The sequence below is a fragment of the Streptomyces sp. NPDC002125 genome (assembly GCF_053593715.1).
This window is the reverse complement of sequence record NZ_JBSFDD010000002.1, coordinates 281,676-299,581: the sequence shown is the minus strand read 5'-3', so window position 1 is coordinate 299,581 and position 17,906 is coordinate 281,676. Positions and strand designations below refer to the sequence as shown.

Genomic DNA, 17,906 nt, shown 5'->3' with positions numbered 1-17,906 from the left:
GCATGAACGACCGCATGGTGTGGATCGACTGCGAGATGACCGGGCTCTCGCTGACGGACGACGCACTCATCGAGGTGGCCGCACTGGTCACCGACTCGGAACTGAACGTGCTCGGTGAAGGGGTGGACATCGTGATCCGCCCGCCGGACGCGGCCCTGGAGACCATGCCCGAGGTGGTGCGGCAGATGCACACCGCCTCGGGCCTCCTCGACGAGCTGGCGGGGGGCACGACGCTGGCCGATGCCGAGGAGCGGGTCCTCGCCTACATCCGCGAGCACGTGAAGGAGCCGGGCAAGGCCCCGCTGTGCGGGAACTCGGTCGGCACCGACCGCGGCTTCCTCGCCCGGGACATGCCGTCGCTGGAGGGCTACCTCCACTACCGGATCGTCGATGTGTCCTCGGTCAAGGAGCTGGCCCGCCGCTGGTACCCGAGGGCGTACTTCAACAGTCCGGAGAAGAACGGCAACCACCGGGCACTGGCCGACATCCGCGACTCCATCACGGAGCTGCGCTACTACCGGGACGCGGTCTTCGTGCCGCAGCCCGGCCCGGACTCGGCCCGCGCCAAGGAGATCGCGGCGCGCCACACGCCGGCCGCCGGACAGTAGTCGAAGGACGCGCTGGTCACGGGCCCGCCAGGGCCTGTGACCCGGTCCCGGAGAACTCGGGCGCGAGCACCCTCCAGGACCCTGTACACTTTTTCTCGGCCGGTCAGTAAAACGACCGGACGACATGGTGGGTATAGCTCAGCTGGCAGAGCACCTGGTTGTGGTCCAGGATGTCGCGGGTTCAAGTCCCGTTACTCACCCTGAATGACGAGCCCCTGACCTGGGGAAACGGGTCAGGGGCTCGTCTGTTTCCGATTCCGTCCCCACGCGGGCCCGACCGGAACCCCGAATCGGGCCTGTCGCCCCTCCATGGCGACCACAGGCGTCGGGCTCCGAGTGGCGGACGTGCTTCTTCAGGGCGGCCTCGACCTCGTACCCACTTCGGTTCGATTGCCACCGGCGGCTCGTACGTCCCGCTTCGCCAGGGACATCAGTGACGTGGCCCACAGGAAGGGCCTTGCCCCATACCCTGGCAGTGACGAGCTGGACAGAGAGGGGCGAGGCCATGCCGGATGACGCTACCCCGGACCCGTACGCCGAACCGATCGCCTTCGGGCAGCGCGTGCAGATCCTGCGGACCCGCCGCGGTATGACCCGCGACCAGCTTGGAGGGCTCATGGGCCGGTCCGGCTCGTGGGTGAAGGGCATCGAGACCGGGCGCCGTGGCGTACCCCGCTTGGAGGTGATCCTGCGCCTGGCCGAAGTACTGCGCGTACGGGACCTGGCCGACCTCACCGGCGACCAGACCGCCTCCGTCGACTTGTTCGTCGGGCCCGGGCACCCGCGGCTCGCTTCCGTGCGAGCGGCAGTGGATGCCTTCCCTCCGACGCGGGCCGAGCAGGCCCCGTCCGCTGAGCATCTCGCGGCTCGGCTGGCTCGTGCGTGGTCGGCGCGCCACACCTCGCCGCACCACCGGGACGTCGTGGGTGCACTGCTTCCGGACCTGATCCGCGACGCGCAGGCCGCAACGCGCCATGCCGACACCGGCGCGGACCGGCGGGCAGCACAGGCCGTCCTGTCCGAGGTGTACAGCCTCAGCCAGTTCTTCGTCGCGTACCAGCCGGACAGCGCCCTGCTCTGGCGGGTGGCCGAGCGGGGCATGGTCGCGGCCCAGGAGTCGGAGGACCCCCACACGATCGGCGTGGCCGCATGGCTGGCCGCTCAGGCACACCGCGACTCCGGTCCCGGACACTTCGATGCGGCTGACCACGTCACGACCCAGGCGTGGCAGTTCCTGGAGCCCCTGCTCCCCGAAGCCCGCCCCGAGGTTCGCGCGATCGCTGGGGCGCTGCGTTTCGAGGCCGGTTACACGGCGGCCCGCCGGGGCGAGACCGGCACGGCGTGGCGGTACTGGGACGAGGCCAGGGCCATAGCTGCTGGTCTGCCCGAGGGCTACTTCCACCCGGTGACCAGCTTCTCCCGGGCCATCATGGGAGCGCACGCGGTGACGATCGCAGTGGAGCTGCATGCCGGCGGAGAGTCGGTGCGGCAGGCGGCGGCGGCCGACGCGTCCACGATTCCGTCGAGGCCGCGTCGGTCCCGGCACCGGATCGAGGAGGCCCGCGGCTACCAGTTGGACGGGCAGCCCGATGTTGCGCTGGCAACGCTGGCGCAGGCGCACGAGGCCGCCCCGGAGACGATCCGCTACAACGGGTACGCCAAGCGCATCATCCTGGAAGAGGCCGAGGCGAAGTCTCCCGAGCGTCGGCGCCGGGCATCCGCACTCGCGGTCAAGCTCGGCCTGCTTGCCGCCTGACGAACGGGCGCACAGTGCGCCCCTGGTTCTGTGCGGGCGCCCTCACCCTGGTGTGACCTGACGATGAATCACACCAGGGGTGAGCGCATGGACCGAGAGTGCACGTACTGTCCAGAGCCCGGAGCAGATGTGTGCGTGCGCGTGCACATCCAGTCCAGTGGGTCCGGCTCCTGCGTCTACGCCCATGCGTCATGCGCAGCCGAGCGTGGGCAGCAGGTTCTCTACCGCCTGCTGCGGGAGCCGGAGGTCTCGCGATGAGCGGGCAGACAGCAGCGCCGCGCGCTGGGTATACCTCGCCTGAATGCCGGGCCGCCGTCGGCTGGCCTGAAGGACACAGGCTCTGCGCGGGGAAAGGCCAGGCCATGGTGGGCACTGCTGTAGTCGAGCGGCTGCGCTGCGCATGCACCTGCCACGAGGAGGCCCGCCGATGAACGGTACGAACGAGCCGGACCTCGACGAGGTGCTGGCCAATCTGATCTGGCTCCAGCGGACGCGCGAGCAGCGCCTCGCCGACGCGCGGAACCTCGGTTCGGCCCATCTCAGGCATCACCACTCTGACTGAAGGACGACATCATGGGGTGCAACAAGTGCGGCGGCCAGATGGTCCGGACCGCCGGCGGCTGGTGGCAGTGCTACGGCTGCGGCAATTCGATGCCGGGCGTATGCGATGGGGGGAACCATGGACTGTCCGCAGTGCAGCGGATCGTTGGCGCAGGCGGGTTCGGACTGGCTGCGCTGCTCGGGCTGCCGGTACGAGATCGACGCCGGGTCGTGGCAGGTGCACGCCCGGCTGCTGTCTGAGCTGGACACTGATCCGGATCGGTTCTTCGCGCGGGTCCGGTCGCGGCTGGAGCACCTGCGGTCGCTCGAACCTGCATGGCAGCGCGTGTGAAACTCCCCGCCCGCGAGCCCGCGCCGATCCGGGCCGCGGGCAGGGGGCTCCGTCGTCGCGAGGTCAGGTATCGAAGGGCTCGGCCCCGTGCGCTGCCGCGATCTGGTCGATGCGCGCGGCAAGGTCGAAGTCTGCGGGGGTCAGCCGGTGCCCGGCGTCGTGGGTGGTGATACCGAACCGCACGTGATCCCACCGCAGGTCGATGTCGGCGTGGTGGCCGATCAGCCGCTCCACGTCCGCGACGTGCACGATCATCGCGACGCCGCCGTGGTGGCGGATCCCGAACCGGCAGGTGATCTCGTTCCCGTCGCGGACCCAGCCAGGCACCCCGGCCAGGTGCGCTGCGATCTCCTCGTCGATCAGAGGTTCCTTGCCCACCGTCAGCTCCCCTCGGTCACAGGTGCCAGGATCTCGGCGAGGTCCCGGCCGACCGGTGCATCGTGCCACCTGCTCGGCCGAGGCGCGGACCGGGCCTTCTCCATGCCGTGCGCGCCGGCCCAGGGGAAGCGTGGCGCCTGTCACACCGATCCGGGCCGCATGGACCACGCGTCGTCGGGCAGAGGGACCGTACGGGTCCTGCCGCGCAATCCCCCGACGCGGCAGGGCCCGCCCCCCGCTCCGGGGCGGGAGAGCGTGTTTCAGCGGCTGTCCTCGGTGCCGCCCCCGGCCCGGCGGGGTCCCCGGGGCTCCAGCTGGGCGATCACCTGGGTGTGGAAGCGGTCCACCGCCTCGTCGACGCTGCGGATGAAGCCCGTCTCGGCGTTGCCCCGGCCGTTGCCCATGCCCTTGAACAGCGAGAGGCGGAAGCCGGTGATCTCCGCCCCGTCCTTCGGGAGGAGGTCCGCGGGTTCGGGGCGCAGCCGCTCCAGTGTTCCCCGGGGGCCCGCTCCCTCGGGTCCGACGAGTGTCTCGATGTGCAGGTCGGCCGGTGCGGAGGCGAGTTGGCGGATCAGGCGCTTGGCCCGGCTGAGCGGGTAGCCCTGGTCGGACGCCGGTACCTCGATCGACGTGCGCAGCTTGCCCGTCCGGAGATCGGCGGCGATCGCCAGGACGCCGGGGGTTCCCTCGATGCGGAGCTCGGCGTCGAGCCGTCCCTGGGCGCAGAGCCGGTCGGCGAGACCGGCCCGGCGGGCGTGGGGGTCGGAGCCCCGCTTGGTGCGCTGGACGGGGAGCACCTTCTGCCCGAGCTCACCGCCGAGCCGCAGGCAGACCTGGCGGACGAGCCTCTCCCAGCTCTCGATGACCTCGGTGGCCCGCGGGTCGCCCTGGCAGAGGGTCTCGTCGTCGATCCCCCTGCGGACGGGCACCCAGGCGGAGCCCATGTTCTGGAAGCCGTGGCAGCCCGAGTGCTCGTGCTGGAGGTAGTGCAGCAGCTCCTGGAGCAGCCAGGCGTGCGCGGCGTTGCCCACTCCCTCGTGGCGGATCAGCATCTGGGCCTGGTGGGCCACTTCGGCCCAGGAGAGGTGCCAGAGGGCGACCTTGTGCTTGCGCCGGCCGTCGATCCTGACGTCCACCAGAGGACTGCCTTCGAGCGCCACGTCGTTGGACAGGGTGATCACGGCCTCGTAGCCGCGCCGGGCGGCGATGTCCATGTACGCCTGCACCTGGTCCGGCTTGAGGGCGTTGCCGTTCGTCTTCGTCTCGACGAGCGCGGTCCACAGCTTGCCCGCCCGCTCCACCCGGACGACCCCGTCCGGCCGCCGGGGGGTGTCGCCGTGCGGCAGCGAGACCTCGGTGAACGTCTCCATCCGCCCCGCGGGCGCGCCGAAGCCGGCGGTGAGCCGGCGGCCGAACTCCGGGACCTGGGTCATCACCGACAGCAGGACCGAGGTGGCGCGCGTCTCCCGCTCGCGGTCGTATCTGAGCGGGGAGACGGGGAAGAGCCTCGCCGTACGCCAGGTGTCGTTGTCGGCCAGCGACTTCTTCGTGGTCCTGGGGAGCGTGACCTTCTTCTTCGCCGTACGCGGCCGGGCGCTCGCCTTCGGCTCGGGCCGGGTCGCGCCGGCCGCCGGCGCCAGGGCCATCGGCTGGGCGACGGGCGTGCGCGGGGAGGGGATGGTCGCCTCCCGTACCGCGTCCTGCCGGGCGGGCTCCTGGTCGCCGGCCGCACCGGGCGCCGCCTCCGCACCGGGCTCGGCGCCGCCCTCCTCGGCGTCCTCCCCGGCGTCGTCCTCGATGTCGACGCCGAAGTCCGTCGCCAGGCCGGCCAGCCCGGACGCGTAGCCCTGGCCGACGGCCCTGAACTTCCACTCGCCGGTGCGCCGGTAGAGCTCCCCGAAGATGAAGGCGCTCACGGCGCCCGCGTCCTCGATCGAGAACTGGACCAGGCTGTCGCCCGAGCTGTCCACGAGCCTGAGATGGAGGTCGTTGAGGTCGGAGAAGCGGCTGCCGCCGTAACGGCTCGCCGCCACCACGATCTGCTCGACCTCCGGCGGTACCGCGTCGAGATCGAAGCTGATGCGGTCCTCGTTGCCGTCGGCCGTGGGGGTTTTCCCGAGCAACTGCACACTGCCGTTGCCCGCGACGGGGTTGTTGTAGAAGCAGAAGTCGGCGTCGCTGCGCACCTTGCCGTCGGCGTCGAGCAGGAGCACGGAGACGTCCGCGTCGCCCTCGCCGGTCGGACTGCTCCAGCCCAGGCTCATCATCACGGACCCGACGTCGGCGCTCAGCGCGGACAGACCGATGTTCGCGCCCTTGACCATCTCCTGCATGCGGCCCCCCAATGCGCTGCCGGGCCGGAGCGCACACGCGCGGCAGATCGAAGCGTGACGTTGTGTGGTGCGTCACACATTCGCCGGACGTCGCGAACTGTATCGGCCGGGTAGGGGCGTCATGGAGGAAATGTGAAATCTTTGCTCACTATGTGTACGACCTCGGGGCCTGTCCGTGCGCGCGACCGGAGGCCCTTCCCCGTACGCCCCTCAGGAACCTCCGTACGCGCGTTCCGCGGCCTCTCCCCGTACGCCCCTCAGGACGACTCCCGCACCACCAGCTCCGTCGGCAGCACGATCCTCGGGCGCTCCTCGGTGCCGTCGCCCGAGGAGCGGTTCGCGATCTCCTGGAGGAGTACGCGGGTCATCGTGCGGCCCATCTCCTCGATCGGCTGGCGCACGCTCGTCAGGGGCGGGTCCATGTGGCGGGCCACGGCCGAGTCGTCGAAGCCGATCAGGGCCACGTCGTCCGGGATGCGGCGGCCGGACTCGCGCAGGACCTGGCGGGCGCCCGCCGCCATCACGTCGGACGCGGCGAAGACCGCGTCCACGTCGGGGCGGCGCTCCAGCAGCTCCCGCATCGCGCGGGCGCCGCCCTCCTCGCTGAAGTCCGCGGGGGCGATCAGCCGCTCGTCGGGGTCGAGGCCGGCCGCGGCGACGGCCTTGCGGTAGCCGTCGAGACGGCGCTGCGCGCCGTAGACGTCGAGGCGGCCGGTGATCGTGGCGATCGAGCGGCGGCCTCGCGATATGAAGTGATCGACGGCCGCGCGGGCGCCCTCGAAGTTGTCCGAGTCGACCGACGGCAGCGTCTCCGCCGCGTGCCTGCGACCGCTGATCACCGAGGGCATGCCGAGCTGTTCGAGGAGATCGGGCAGCGGGTCGTCGGCGTGGACGGAGACCAGGAGGACCCCGTCGACGCGGTGCGCGGTCAGATACTGCGCGAGCCGGCGGCGCTCGCGGTCGTTGCCCGCGAGGGTCAGCAGCAGCTGCATCTCGGTGTCGGCGAGCGCCGCCCCGACGCCCCGGACGATGTCGGAGAAGTACGGTTCGGCGAAGAACCTGGTCTCGGACTCGGGCACGACGAGCGCGATGGCGTCCGTCCGGTTCCCGGCGAGCGCGCGTGCCGCGCGGTTCGGCACGTATCCCAGCTCGGCGACGGCCGCCTCGACGGCCTCCCTCGTCTGCGCGCTCACGCGGGGCGAGCCGTTGATGACGCGGGAGGCCGTGCCCCGCCCCACCCCGGCCCGGGCCGCTACCTCTTCGAGCGTGGGCCGCCCGCCACTCCGTACTCGCGCTGCCGCCATGGCTGCCTCCCGTTCGCGGTCAATTTCTCACAGCGGGTTGACCAAACCAAGTCCCGCTGTCCGATCCCTTGACACTTCTCCGGACCGAGCGGTCCCTCCGCAGCGCCACAACTCTTGGGAGCGCTCCCAAGCCTACGGGTCGAGTATGACGATTGAGTGAGAGGGCATGTAAAAACGGGACCCGGCGGTGTGCCGGGTCCCGCTGTCTGTGCTGGTCGGGGTCAGACGGTGCCGACCGGGGGCAGTGCGTGGCGGCGGATCACGTCGGAGTACCAGTGGGCGCTCGCCTTGGGGATGCGGCGCTGGGAGGCGTAGTCGACGTACACCGTGCCGAAGCGCTTCGAATAGCCGTACGCCCACTCGAAGTTGTCCATCAGCGACCAGAGGAAGTAGCCGCGGACGTCCGCGCCGTCGGCGATGGCACGCCGCACCGCGTCGATGTGGCCGTGCAGATACGCGATCCGCTCGGGGTCCTCGACCTTGCCCTCGGGCGAGACGTAGTCGTCGAAGGCGGCACCGTTCTCGGTGACCATCAGCGGCAGGCCGGGGTGGTCGCGGCTGACGTCCATGAGCAGGCTGTGGAGCCCGTTGGGGTCGATCGACCAGTCCATCGCGGTGCGCTCCTTCCCCTCGGCGAGGTGGAAGGCGACGTGCTCGGAGCCGGGCCACGGGGAGTGGGCGCTGCTGCCGTGCGCCTCGCTCTTCGCGTACTCGGCGCCTTCCACCGGGTCGGAGACCAGGGTCGGCGTGTAGTAGTTGATCCCGAGCGCGTCGACGGGGCGGGAGATGGTGGCGAGGTCGCCGTCCCTGACCAGCTTCGACCAGTCCACCAGGTGCGAGGTGTCGGCGATCAGGTCCGCGGGGTACTCCCCGCGCAGCATCGGCCCCGTGAAGACGCGGTTGCCGACGGCGTCGATGCGGCGCGCGGCGTCCACGTCGGCCGGGCTGTCGGTGAGCGGGCGGACCTGGTGGAGATTGAGGGTGACCGAGGTCTGCGCAGCAGCGGGGAGTTGGGCGCGCAGAACCTCGATCGCCCGGCCATGGGCGAGGTTGAGGTGATGGGCCGCCTGCAGCGCCGCTGCGGGCTCGGTACGGCCGGGGGCGTGCACACCCGAGCCGTAACCGAGATAGGCCGAGCACCACGGCTCGTTGAGGGTGGTCCACATGCCGACGCGGTCACCGAGGGCGCCGGACACGATGGCGGCGTAGTCGGCGAAACGGTCGGCGGTCACGCGCTCGGGCCAGCCGCCCGCGTCCTCCAGCTCCTGGGGCAGGTCCCAGTGGTAGAGGGTGGCGACGGGCATGATGCCGGCGTCGAGCAGCTCGTCGACGAGCTTGCGGTAGAAGTCCAGGCCGCGCTCGACGGCCGGGCCGCGGCCGGTGGGCTGGACCCGGGACCAGGAGACGGAGAAGCGGTATGCCTTGAGGCCGAGCTGCTTCATGAGCGCGACGTCGTCGCGGTAACGGTGGTAGTGGTCGGCGGCGATGTCGCCGGTGTCACCGTTGCGGACCTTGCCGGGGGTCCGGCTGAAGGTGTCCCAGATGGACGGCGTGCGGCCGTCCTCGGCGGCGGCGCCCTCGACCTGGTAGGAGGCGGTGGCCGCTCCCCAGATGAAGCCCGTGGGGAACTGTGCCTCGGCGGCCTGCTTCGGGGTGGTGTCGGGTCGTACGGCAGTCATGCGGGAGCGCTCCCATGGGTGGAGGGACAAGGACAGGAAGTGCGAAGGCCCCGGCCGTTCCGTACGGCCTGTGGTCAGGTACAGGCCGTACGGAACGGCCGAGGGCCGGACCAGGGACGGAACGGCATGCCCGGGTCGGGACCGGGAAGAAACGGCGCACCGGGATCGGACCGGGCGTGACACCGAGGGGCGGGGTCAGCCCTTGACGGCGCCGGACATGATGCCTCCGACGATCTGCTTGCCGAAGATCACGAAGACGACGAGCAGCGGCAGGGTGCTGATCAGCGCGCCCGCCATGACGATGCTCTGATCGGGCACGTAGGACGCGCTCAGCTGGCCGAGGGCCACCTGGAGCGTGGGGTTCTGCTGGTTCAACGCGAGGTAGGGCCAGAAGAAGTCGTTCCATGCCTGGACGAAGGTGAGCATACCGAGCACCATCATGGCCGGACGGGCCACGGGGAGCACGATGCTCCACACGATGCGGAGGTTGTTCGCCCCGTCCATCCTGCCCGCCTCGATGAGCTCGTACGGCAGCGCCTCCAGGAGGTACTGGCGCATGAAGAACACACCGAACGCGCTCACCAGGGTCGGGAAGATCACCGACTCCAGCTGACCGCCCCAGCCGATGTCCGACATCATCATGAACAGCGGGACGACGCTGAGCTGCGGCGGGATCGTGAGCGTCGCGATAACCGCGGTCATCAGTACGCCGCGGCCCTTGAAGCGCATCTTGGCGAAGGCGTAGCCGGCCAGGGTGCAGAAGAACAGGGTCGCCACGGTGATGCTGGCGGACACGACCAGCGTGTTGACGATGGCCTTGCCGAGGTTGGCCTGTTCCCAGGCCGCCTCCAGGTTGTTGAACAGGTTGCCGCCCGGGATGAGCGGCGGAGAGGTGTCCAGCACCTCGTCCTGGGTGCGGGACGCGGCGACGAGCGTCCAGTACAGCGGGAACAGCGAGCCGAGGCCGACGACGGCGAGCGCGAAGTAGGCGAAGGGGCCCGCGTGGTGCTGGCGTCCGGCTCCGGGCTTGAAACGCCGGCGGCGCGGGGGCTCGTTGCCGATGGCCGACTTCTGGACGCGGCGGTGGTCCGGAGCGGTGATGGGGCTGGTGGTGGTCATGGATATCGCTCCCCGTCAGGCCGCGGTCTTGCGCCCGAGGCGCCCGACGAGCCAGTTGATCGCGGCAATGAGCAGCAGCAGGACGAGCATGGCCCAGGCGACTGCGGCGGCCGGACCGAGATGTCCGAGGTTCCAGCCGTAGTTGTAGAGGTAGACACTGAGCGTCTCGTACTGGTGCTCGGTGCCGCCCCGTGCTCCGACCTGGCCGCCTTCGAGCAGCAGGGGCTCACCGAACAGCTGCATGGAGCCGATGGTCGAGATGACGATCGTGAAGAGGATCGTCGGCCGCAGCGCGGGGATCGTCACGTTGCGGAACTGCTGCCAGCGCGAGGCCCCGTCGAGCGACGCCGCCTCGTAGAGGTCGGACGGGACGGCCTGCATCGCGGCGAGGTAGATCAGGGTGTTGTAGCCGGTCCAGCGCCAGATCACGATGACGGCGATGGCGATGTTGGACGTCCAGTGGCCGTTCGCCCAGTTCGTCTCACCGATGCCGAAGAGGCCGAGGAACCAGTTCAGCAGACCGCCGTCCGCCCGGAACACCAGGGCGAAGACCAGGGCCGCGGAAGCCACGGAGGTGGCGTACGGCGTGAGGATGACGGTGCGCCAGAAGGTGCTGGCCCGCAGCTTGTAGTTCAGCAGGTGCGCCAGGCCGAGCGCCATCATCAGCTGCGGCACGGTCGAGATGACGCCGATGACGAAGGTGTTGGAGACCGCGGTCCAGAACTCGTCGTCCTGGAGGATGGTGCTGAAGTTCTCCCAGCCGACCCATTCCATCTGGTCGAGGCTGGTCATCTCCACACGGTGCAGGGCGATCCAGCCCGTGTAGATCAGCGGGTAGAGCCCGAAGGCCCCGAAGACGAGGAAGAAGGGCGCGATGTAGGCGTACGGGGACGCCTTGTCGTCGAAGCGCCACAGCCGGCTGCGCCAGGCCTGACGGCTCGGGGACATGGGCTTCGGAGCGCGGCGGCTGGGCCGGGAGCCTTGCGCGCCCCTGGTGGGGGTGGTGGTTGCCACAGGTGGGAGTCCTTCCCTGGGGTGTGCCGACACCACAGGGGCAGGCCGGTCCTCTGTCAGGTCCGGCGGGGGTGTCGGAAAAGGTGCGCGGTGCCGATCGGGAAACCGGCACCGGCGCGGGCCGGCCGGGACGTGTGGAAGACGTCCCGGCCGCCCGCGCCGGCGAGTGTCAGCCGATCACCTTGTCGATGGCCTCGGTGGCGTCGTCCCAGGCCTTGTCCGGGTCGGTGCCACGCTGCTCCATGTTGTTGATCTGGGTGCCGATGGTGTCCTTGATGACACCGTCCTTCGGGCCGAGCACGGCCGCCGGGATGAGCTGGGCCTCCTCGGCGTAGATCTCACCGATCGGGGCGTTGTTGAAGTACTCGAGCTTGGCGTTCTTCACGTCGGGCAGCTCGTAGGCGCCCTTGTTCGACGGGAAGACACCGACCGCCTTGAAGACGGCGGCCTGCTGCTCGGGGGCGGTCAGCCACTTGACGAGCTCACCGGCCTCCTTGACGTGCTTGCCCTTGGCGGGCACGGAGAGGAACGAACCGCCCCAGTTGGCAGCGGTCTTGCCCGGGGTGAGGGCGATGTCCCACTTGCCCTTGAACTCGTCACCGGAGTAGGTGGAGATCTGGGCGGCCATCCACGCGGGGCAGGCCACGGTGGCGATGCTGCCCTTGCGCAGGGCCGCCTGCCACGGCGGGCTGAACTGGGCGAGGCCCTGGCTCAGCTTCTTGTCGACGGCCTCGGTGGCGAGCTTCCAGCCCGCCTTGACGCCGGCGCTCTCCTTGTAGATCGGCTTGCCGTCCTTGGAGTAGTACTGCTCCGAGTCGGAGCTGACCACGCCGTTGTACATGGCGCTGGCGGAGTCCATGAAGAAGGTGCCCTTGGGCGCCTTCGCCTTGTACGCCTCACCGAGCTTGAGGTAGTCCTCCCAGCCGCCGGCGAACTTCGCGGCGACCTCGTCGCGCTCGGTCGGCAGACCGGCCTGCTCGAACAGGTCGCGGCGGTAGCAGATCGACATCGGGCCGATGTCGGTGCCGGCGCCGATGACCTTGCCCTCGTCGGTGGTCGCCTGAAGCGCCTTCCAGTTCACCCACTGGTCGGTGTCGATCACCTTGGAGAGGTCGACGAAGGCGTCCGCCTTGGTGTCGACGAGCTCCTTGGCACGGCCGACCTCGATGCCCTGCACGTCGGCCAGGCCGCTGCCCGTGTTGAGCTGCTGGAGGAACTTGGGGTAGTAGACCTGCTCGTCGGCCGTGACGTTTTCCTTGACCGTGATGTTCGGGTGGAGCTCGTGGTACTTCTCGAAGAGCCCCGCCTCCTTGTAGCCGAACTGCCCGAAGTCGGCCACGGTCAGGGTGATGTTGCCGTTGGCGTCGGACCCCTCGGAGTCCGAGTCCGAGTCGCTGCAGCCGGTCAGCAGCAGGGCGGCGGCCGTGAGGCCCGTGGTGGCTATGACGGCGGTTCTGCGGCTTCGACCTGCGACGGTGCGGGTGATGCGCATTCCACTACTCCTTGTTCCAGGGTGCGACTGGCGTCGATCTGCTCGGCATTCGCGCTGGTGGTGCGGGTGCCAGTGGTACGGAGAGGACATGGGCTGTGTCGTCCCCGTACGAGCGAAAAACCTCGTTCGATATGGGAGCGCTCCCATGCGCTGTTGCCGGAAGATTGCTGCCTCAAGGGGGTGGGTGTCAAGAGTTGAAGACGCTTCCGTTGCCCGAGCGTGTCCTGCAAGTCACGCGACCGTGTCCGGCAGAGGTCTTGCGTTAACGCACGTGTCCTGCATGCGTCACCCGCAACGATCCGAATCTCCCCAGGTCAGGGGCTGTTGGGCGGCCTTTCGGCCCTTCCGTCCGCCGAAACGGCGGGGGTGGGGCGGCGAAATCCACGCCGGGGTCGGAAGGGTGCCGACGGTTACGTGATCGCTTACAGGCCCGCCGGAAAATGAACGGGGCGAGGCCCTGCGGGGGTGCACAGAGGGGTCACAAGGTGTGTGCGTGTTCTTTCCCCGAACTCCGCCATCGCGCAACGCGGTTCCGCTTGTGGCACGCCCGGGGGCCACGGGCGCCCTCGAGTGGGGCCCCCGGACCGGCGGAGCGGACCGCGCACAGGGGCGCGCGCCCCGGCCGGATGTGGGGGGTGTGGGGCCGGCCGGGGCGCGCGGGTCGGGGTGTGGTCAAAGGGTCCGGAAGGGCTCCGGAAGGGCTCCTGGCGAGCCGGGCTGCCGTACGGGAAGGACTCGGGGAGCCGGGCCGGAGGCGGTCTAGCCGAAGGCGCCGAACGCCTTGGTGAAGGCCAGCGGCTCCTGGAGGATCGAGCTGCAGGTCGCGTCGGCCGCCGGCTTCGCGCCGCCCGGGCACTGCGCGTCCCGCGTCCCCGACCACATCGCCAGCCGCCCGATCCCCTTCTCCCGGGCAAAGCCGACCAGTTGCGTGGCGTCCTCGACGGTGAAGATCTCGGTGGCGACGTCGTTGACGCCGATCATCGGGGTGACCGCGACGGCCTTCCAGGCCGCCGCGTCCGAGAGCCCGAGCAGGCCCTTGACCTGCGCCTGCGTGGCGGTGGCCGCCTGGGTGGCGTAGTCGCCCATGTCGCCGCTGTACGAGGCCCCGTAGTCCATCGCCATGATGTTGACGGCGCCGATCGCGACGCCGTTCTTCTTCGCGTCCGCTATCAGGTCCACGCCCGGCTGGGTCAGGCCCTCGGGCATCACGGGCAGCGTGAAGGAGACATCGAGCCCGGGGTGCGACTCCTGGAGCCGGGCGATGGCCTGCGAGCGCCGGGAGTTGGCCGCGGTGTCCGGCAGCGCGCCGCCCTCGATGTCGAAGTCGACCTTGGTCAGCCCGTACGCGTCGATGACCTTGCCGTACGCCGTGGCCAGCTCGGCCGCCGTGGAGCAGTGCAGCGCGAGCTCCGCGCCCGCCGCCCCGCCGAAGGAGACCCGTACGTCGCCGCCCTGGGCCCGCAGGGCGGCGATCTGGGCGGCGACCTTGTCGTCGCCGAGCCCGGTCACCCCGCCCCACAGCGGGGCGCAGCTGCCGCCCGAGGTGATGAACGCGAGGTTGAACTCCCTGACGCCCGTCCTGGACGCGGTGTCCAGCAGGTCGTAGGCGGGGTACAGGGAGGTGTCGACGTACGGGGCGAAGCCGGCTCCGGTGGCCGTGCCGCCTTCGCCCCCGGAGGGCTCGGACGGCTCGGCGGTCGGGACCGTCGCGGTCGCGGTGGGGGCGGGCGCCTCGGTGGGGGCCTCGGTCGGCGCCTGGGTGGGTGCCGGGGTTCCGGTGGGGCGTCCGTCGGGCTCCGGCACCGTGCCGCCCTCGGCGGAGCAGGCCGCGTCGTTGATGAGGCAGTCCTCCGGATCGGCGGCGGTCCCGGTGGAGGAGGCGACGAAGCCGACGGTCACCGAGGCCCCGGGGGCGAGCTCCTTGTTCCAGCTCGCGGGCTTCACGGTGACGTGGTTGCCGCTGACGGTGTGCTCACCGTTCCAGAGCGAGTCGATCCTCGTGCCGGCGGGCAGGTCGAATTCGAGCGTCCAGCCCGACTGGGCCGACCCGGTGGCGTTGGAGACCACGTACTGCCCGGTGTAGCCGCCGGTCCAGCCGCTGGCCCTCGTGTAGGCGGCGCCGACGGCCGCCGCCTGGGCCGTGCCGGTGAGGGCGAAGACCGTGCCGCCGACGACCGCGGCGGCGACGAGTGCGCCGACCGCCTTCGTGCGGGTGCTCGTCGTGCGGCGGTGCGTGCTGGTGACCATCGCGTTCCTGCCTCTGTGCTGCGGGGGGTGTCTGCGTCTGCACGCTAGCCGCCGCACAACGGGCAAAAGGCACTGATGGGAACGGTGTTGATGTTCTTAGGGTGGGCTTAAGGAGGGCATCGGAGCGGGTTAAAGATTCGGGCCCGGACCGGGGGCCCGCCGGAACTCCGTGTTCCCGCCCTTCACTCCCCGTGGCCTCCGCTTCCCGCTCCGCCGCCCCACCCGGTGCCCCCTGCGGGCGCGCTCGGCCGGGCCGCCGTCGAGCCCTATCCAGATGCGTACCTCCGTGCCGCCGAGCACCGAGCGCCCGATCCTCAGGTCGCCTCCGGTGGATTCGGCGACCCTGCGGACGATGTCCAGGCCGAGGCCGGTGGACCCCACGGCGCCCTCGGCCCCGCCGCGTCCGCTGGTGCCCCGCGCCAGGGCCGATTCCGGATCGGGTATGCCGGGCCCCGCGTCCGAGACGAGGACGAGCACGGCGTCGCCGCTGTGGTGCACGTCGACAGCGAAGGCGGTGCCCTCCGGGGTGTGCCGGAAGACGTTGCCGAGCAACGCGTCGAGCGCGGCGGCCAGTTCGGGCCGCGCGACGGGGATGCGTACGGTGCGGTCCACGCCCGCCAGGCGCACGGTGCGGCCCTCGTCCTCGGCCAGCGCCGACCAGAACCCCATGCGTTCCCTGATGACCTCGGACGCGTCGCAGCCGGCCCCGGCGCCACCGGGCCCGCCCTGGGTCTGGGGGCGCTGCTCCCTGGCCGTACGGATGATCGTGTCGACCTCGTGCTCCAGCTGCTCCACCGCGGCCCTGGTCTGGTCGGCGGCCGGGCCCTCGCCCAGCGACGCGGCGTTGAGGCGGAGCACGGTCAGCGGGGTGCGGAGCCGGTGCGAGAGGTCGGCGGCCAGTTCGCGCTCGTTGGCCAGAAGCTGGACGACCTGGTCGGCCATGGAGTTGAACGCGACGGCGGCGGAGCGGAGCTCGGTCGGCCCCTCCTCGGGGACCCGCGTCCCGAGCCTCCCCTCCCCCAGGTCCTGGGCCGCGCCCGCGAGCCGCTGGGCGGGCTCCACCATGCGTACGCCGAGCCGGTCGGCGACGGCCACCGAGCCGACGACCAGCGCGATCCCGACGCCCGCGAGCACCAGCCAGGCCGTGCCGACCCCGTTGGAGACCTCGTCCTCGGGGACGAACACCTCGACGACGGCGGTGCCCCCGGAGCCGAGCGCGGTGGGCTGGAGCAGCGCGAAACCGCCGGGCACCTCGGCGATGGCGGCGCGACCCGACGTCCGTACGGTCTCCAGGTCGTCCAGGGTGGCGCGCCGGGTGCCGATCTCCAGCCGCGAACCGTCGTGTTCGGCGGCCGGGACATGGACGGCGAGCCGTCCCCTGCCGCCGGGTTCGGTGGAGAGGACCGCCCGGTTCAGTTCCTGGCTGTCGGTGGTGACGGTGAGGGTGGGACCGATGGTGGCGGCCTGCCGCTCGGCGTCGGAGAAGGCCCTGTCGCGGGCCATCTCCTTGATGACCAGCCCGAGAGGCACCGCGAACGCGATCACGACCATGGCGGTGACGGCCAGGCAGACCTTGACCAGGGCCCATCTCATGCGGGCCGGCCCGGGGCCGGGGGTTCGAGTTTGACGCCCACTCCGCGCAGGGTGTGCAGATAACGCGGCCGGGCGGCGGTCTCGCCCAGCTTGCGGCGCAGCCAGGAGAGGTGAACGTCGATGGTCTGGTCGTCGCCGTAGGACTGCTGCCAGACCTCCGCCAGCAGTTCCCGGCGCGGGACGACGACGCCCGGGCGGCCGGCGAGGAAGGCCAGCAGGTCGAACTCGCGGCGGGTCAGGTCCAGGGCCGTGCCGTCCAGTTCGGCCTGCCGGCGCAGCGGGTCGATGGAGAGCCCGCCGACCTGGAGGACGCGCGGGGGCGGTGCCTGCGCGCCGGGTCCCCGGGTGCGGCGCAGGACGGCCGCCATGCGGGCGGAGAGGTGCTCCACCGAGAACGGCTTGGTCAGGTAGTCGTCGGCTCCGTCGTTGAGCAGCCTGACTATCTCGGCCTCGTCGTCCCGCGCGGTCGCGATGATCACGGGTACGTCGGTGATGGAGCGCAGCATCTTCAGCGCCTCGCCGCCGTCGAGGTCGGGCAGCCCGAGGTCGAGGATGACGACGTCGAAGCGGAAGTGCGCGACCTCGCGCAGCGCTTCGAGCGCGGTCCCGACGCTCCGTACCGTGTGGGAGGCCTCGGTCAGGTGCCGGATGAGGGCGGAACGTACGAACTGGTCGTCCTCGACCACGAGCACACTAGGCATGCGCCGCACCGTAGCCCATACGGAGGAACACGGTCCCCTCCAGGACAGCAGGTGGGCGGGTGGTGCAGGATGTGCCGGATGCGCAGAGGACTCGTACACGTGATCGCGTGGTCGCTCGCCACCGGGGCGGCGGTCACCCTGTCGTGGTGGGGCGTGCACACCGTCATGTCCGGGACGGCGTACGACCCTCCGCTCGCCGTGCCGATCGCGGTGGGCGCGCGGGGGCAGGCCACGGACGAGCCGGTGTCCTCCTCGACACACCGCGCTCTGCCGTCACCGACCCGCTCGCCCTCGGCCTCGCCGTCCCCGAGCAGTGCCGCCCCGTCCCGCGCACCGGCCTCCCCGCGGCCCTCCGCCTCGCCGTCGGGCGGCCGGAGCCCCGCGGAGTCCCGGCCGCCCTCGGCCGCCTCGGGCAAGGTGAAGAGCTACCCGACACGGGGCGGCCGGGTCGTCCTGGAGCTGGCGGACGACGCGGCGAAGCTCGTGTCGGCCACGCCGGAGACGGGCTGGTCGATGCAGGTGTGGACGAACCCTGAGTGGATCCGGGTGGACTTCGGCGACGGTGCGGGCGCGACGGTCTCCGTCTTCTGCACCTGGAACGGACATCCGCCGCTCGTCGAGGTCGTCGAGCAGTAGCCACGCACAGGAGGCGGTGCGTCCGCTTCCGCTCCGGCTCGCCGCATCGATGCGAATCAGCCGATCCCGGCGAGAGTATCGGCCACGCGCGGCCGTATCGCGACGCCCATGAGAGCGGCGCCCGCCCGGCTTTCCGTCACGGACGGTGTCCCTG

15 protein-coding genes and 1 tRNA gene are annotated in these 17,906 nt (G+C 70.9%); 6 read left to right on the top strand and 10 right to left on the bottom strand.

The genetic code is table 11. The features are described 5' to 3' along the window. Positions 1-2: 2 nt before the first annotated feature. From orn to ACWCQM_RS04465, 5 genes are all read left to right on the top strand, one after another. The gene (gene orn / locus ACWCQM_RS04485) at positions 3-608 is read left to right on the top strand and encodes an oligoribonuclease (protein ID WP_267075566.1); all 606 of its coding nucleotides are present in this window, start codon (positions 3-5) and stop codon (positions 606-608) included. Between the two features lie 127 nt (positions 609-735). Next, a tRNA-His gene (locus ACWCQM_RS04480) sits at positions 736-808 on the top strand. 305 nt (positions 809-1,113) lie between these two features. Continuing rightward, on the top strand, positions 1,114-2,364 hold the full coding sequence (locus ACWCQM_RS04475; RefSeq protein ID WP_450913857.1) for a helix-turn-helix domain-containing protein: 1,251 nt from the start codon (positions 1,114-1,116) through the stop codon (positions 2,362-2,364). A gap of 427 nt (positions 2,365-2,791) precedes the next feature. Next, positions 2,792-2,926, top strand: coding sequence for a hypothetical protein (locus ACWCQM_RS04470; protein ID WP_450913856.1), 135 nt, complete (start codon positions 2,792-2,794; stop codon positions 2,924-2,926). A 117-nt stretch (positions 2,927-3,043) separates the two neighbouring features. Beyond that, positions 3,044-3,256: a hypothetical protein gene (locus ACWCQM_RS04465; RefSeq protein ID WP_450913855.1), complete on the top strand. Its 213-nt coding sequence runs from the start codon at positions 3,044-3,046 to the stop codon at positions 3,254-3,256. A 63-nt stretch (positions 3,257-3,319) separates the two neighbouring features. On the opposite strand, the gene ACWCQM_RS04460 is transcribed toward ACWCQM_RS04465, so the two are convergent. From ACWCQM_RS04460 to ACWCQM_RS04415, 10 genes are all read right to left on the bottom strand, one after another. After that, positions 3,320-3,634, bottom strand: coding sequence for a 4a-hydroxytetrahydrobiopterin dehydratase (locus ACWCQM_RS04460; RefSeq protein WP_450913854.1), 315 nt, complete (start codon positions 3,632-3,634; stop codon positions 3,320-3,322). Between the two features lie 260 nt (positions 3,635-3,894). Continuing rightward, complete coding sequence (locus ACWCQM_RS04455) at positions 3,895-5,967, bottom strand: TerD family protein (protein WP_450913853.1); 2,073 nt, start codon at positions 5,965-5,967, stop codon at positions 3,895-3,897. 257 nt (positions 5,968-6,224) lie between these two features. After that, positions 6,225-7,271 carry a LacI family DNA-binding transcriptional regulator gene (locus ACWCQM_RS04450; RefSeq protein WP_450913852.1) on the bottom strand — a complete coding sequence of 349 codons (1,047 nt, stop codon included), beginning with the start codon at positions 7,269-7,271 and terminating at the stop codon, positions 6,225-6,227. A gap of 221 nt (positions 7,272-7,492) precedes the next feature. Continuing rightward, positions 7,493-8,950, bottom strand: a complete 1,458-nt coding sequence (locus ACWCQM_RS04445; protein ID WP_450913851.1) for a GH1 family beta-glucosidase — start codon at positions 8,948-8,950, stop codon at positions 7,493-7,495. Positions 8,951-9,145: 195 nt separating this feature from the next. Further along, positions 9,146-10,069, bottom strand: a complete 924-nt coding sequence (locus tag ACWCQM_RS04440) for a carbohydrate ABC transporter permease (protein WP_450913850.1) — start codon at positions 10,067-10,069, stop codon at positions 9,146-9,148. Between the two features lie 15 nt (positions 10,070-10,084). Then, on the bottom strand, positions 10,085-11,083 hold the full coding sequence (locus tag ACWCQM_RS04435) for a carbohydrate ABC transporter permease (protein WP_450913849.1): 999 nt from the start codon (positions 11,081-11,083) through the stop codon (positions 10,085-10,087). A gap of 169 nt (positions 11,084-11,252) precedes the next feature. Continuing rightward, positions 11,253-12,575 carry an ABC transporter substrate-binding protein gene (locus tag ACWCQM_RS04430; protein ID WP_450913848.1) on the bottom strand — a complete coding sequence of 441 codons (1,323 nt, stop codon included), beginning with the start codon at positions 12,573-12,575 and terminating at the stop codon, positions 11,253-11,255. 759 nt (positions 12,576-13,334) lie between these two features. After that, on the bottom strand, positions 13,335-14,822 hold the full coding sequence (locus ACWCQM_RS04425; RefSeq protein WP_450913847.1) for a cellulose binding domain-containing protein: 1,488 nt from the start codon (positions 14,820-14,822) through the stop codon (positions 13,335-13,337). Positions 14,823-14,951: 129 nt separating this feature from the next. Next, positions 14,952-16,415, bottom strand: coding sequence for a sensor histidine kinase (locus tag ACWCQM_RS04420; RefSeq protein ID WP_450913846.1), 1,464 nt, complete (start codon positions 16,413-16,415; stop codon positions 14,952-14,954). Continuing rightward, positions 16,412-17,116 (bottom strand): response regulator transcription factor, encoded by a 705-nt coding sequence (locus ACWCQM_RS04415; RefSeq protein WP_450913845.1) that lies wholly within the window; start codon positions 17,114-17,116, stop codon positions 16,412-16,414. Before ACWCQM_RS04415 ends, ACWCQM_RS04420 begins: the two co-directional genes overlap by 4 nt. Positions 17,117-17,194: 78 nt before the next feature. Here ACWCQM_RS04415 and ACWCQM_RS04410 point away from each other — a divergent pair, with 78 nt between their 5' ends. Then, positions 17,195-17,752: a hypothetical protein gene (locus ACWCQM_RS04410; RefSeq protein ID WP_450913844.1), complete on the top strand. Its 558-nt coding sequence runs from the start codon at positions 17,195-17,197 to the stop codon at positions 17,750-17,752. The last annotated feature ends 154 nt before the right edge of the window (positions 17,753-17,906 follow it).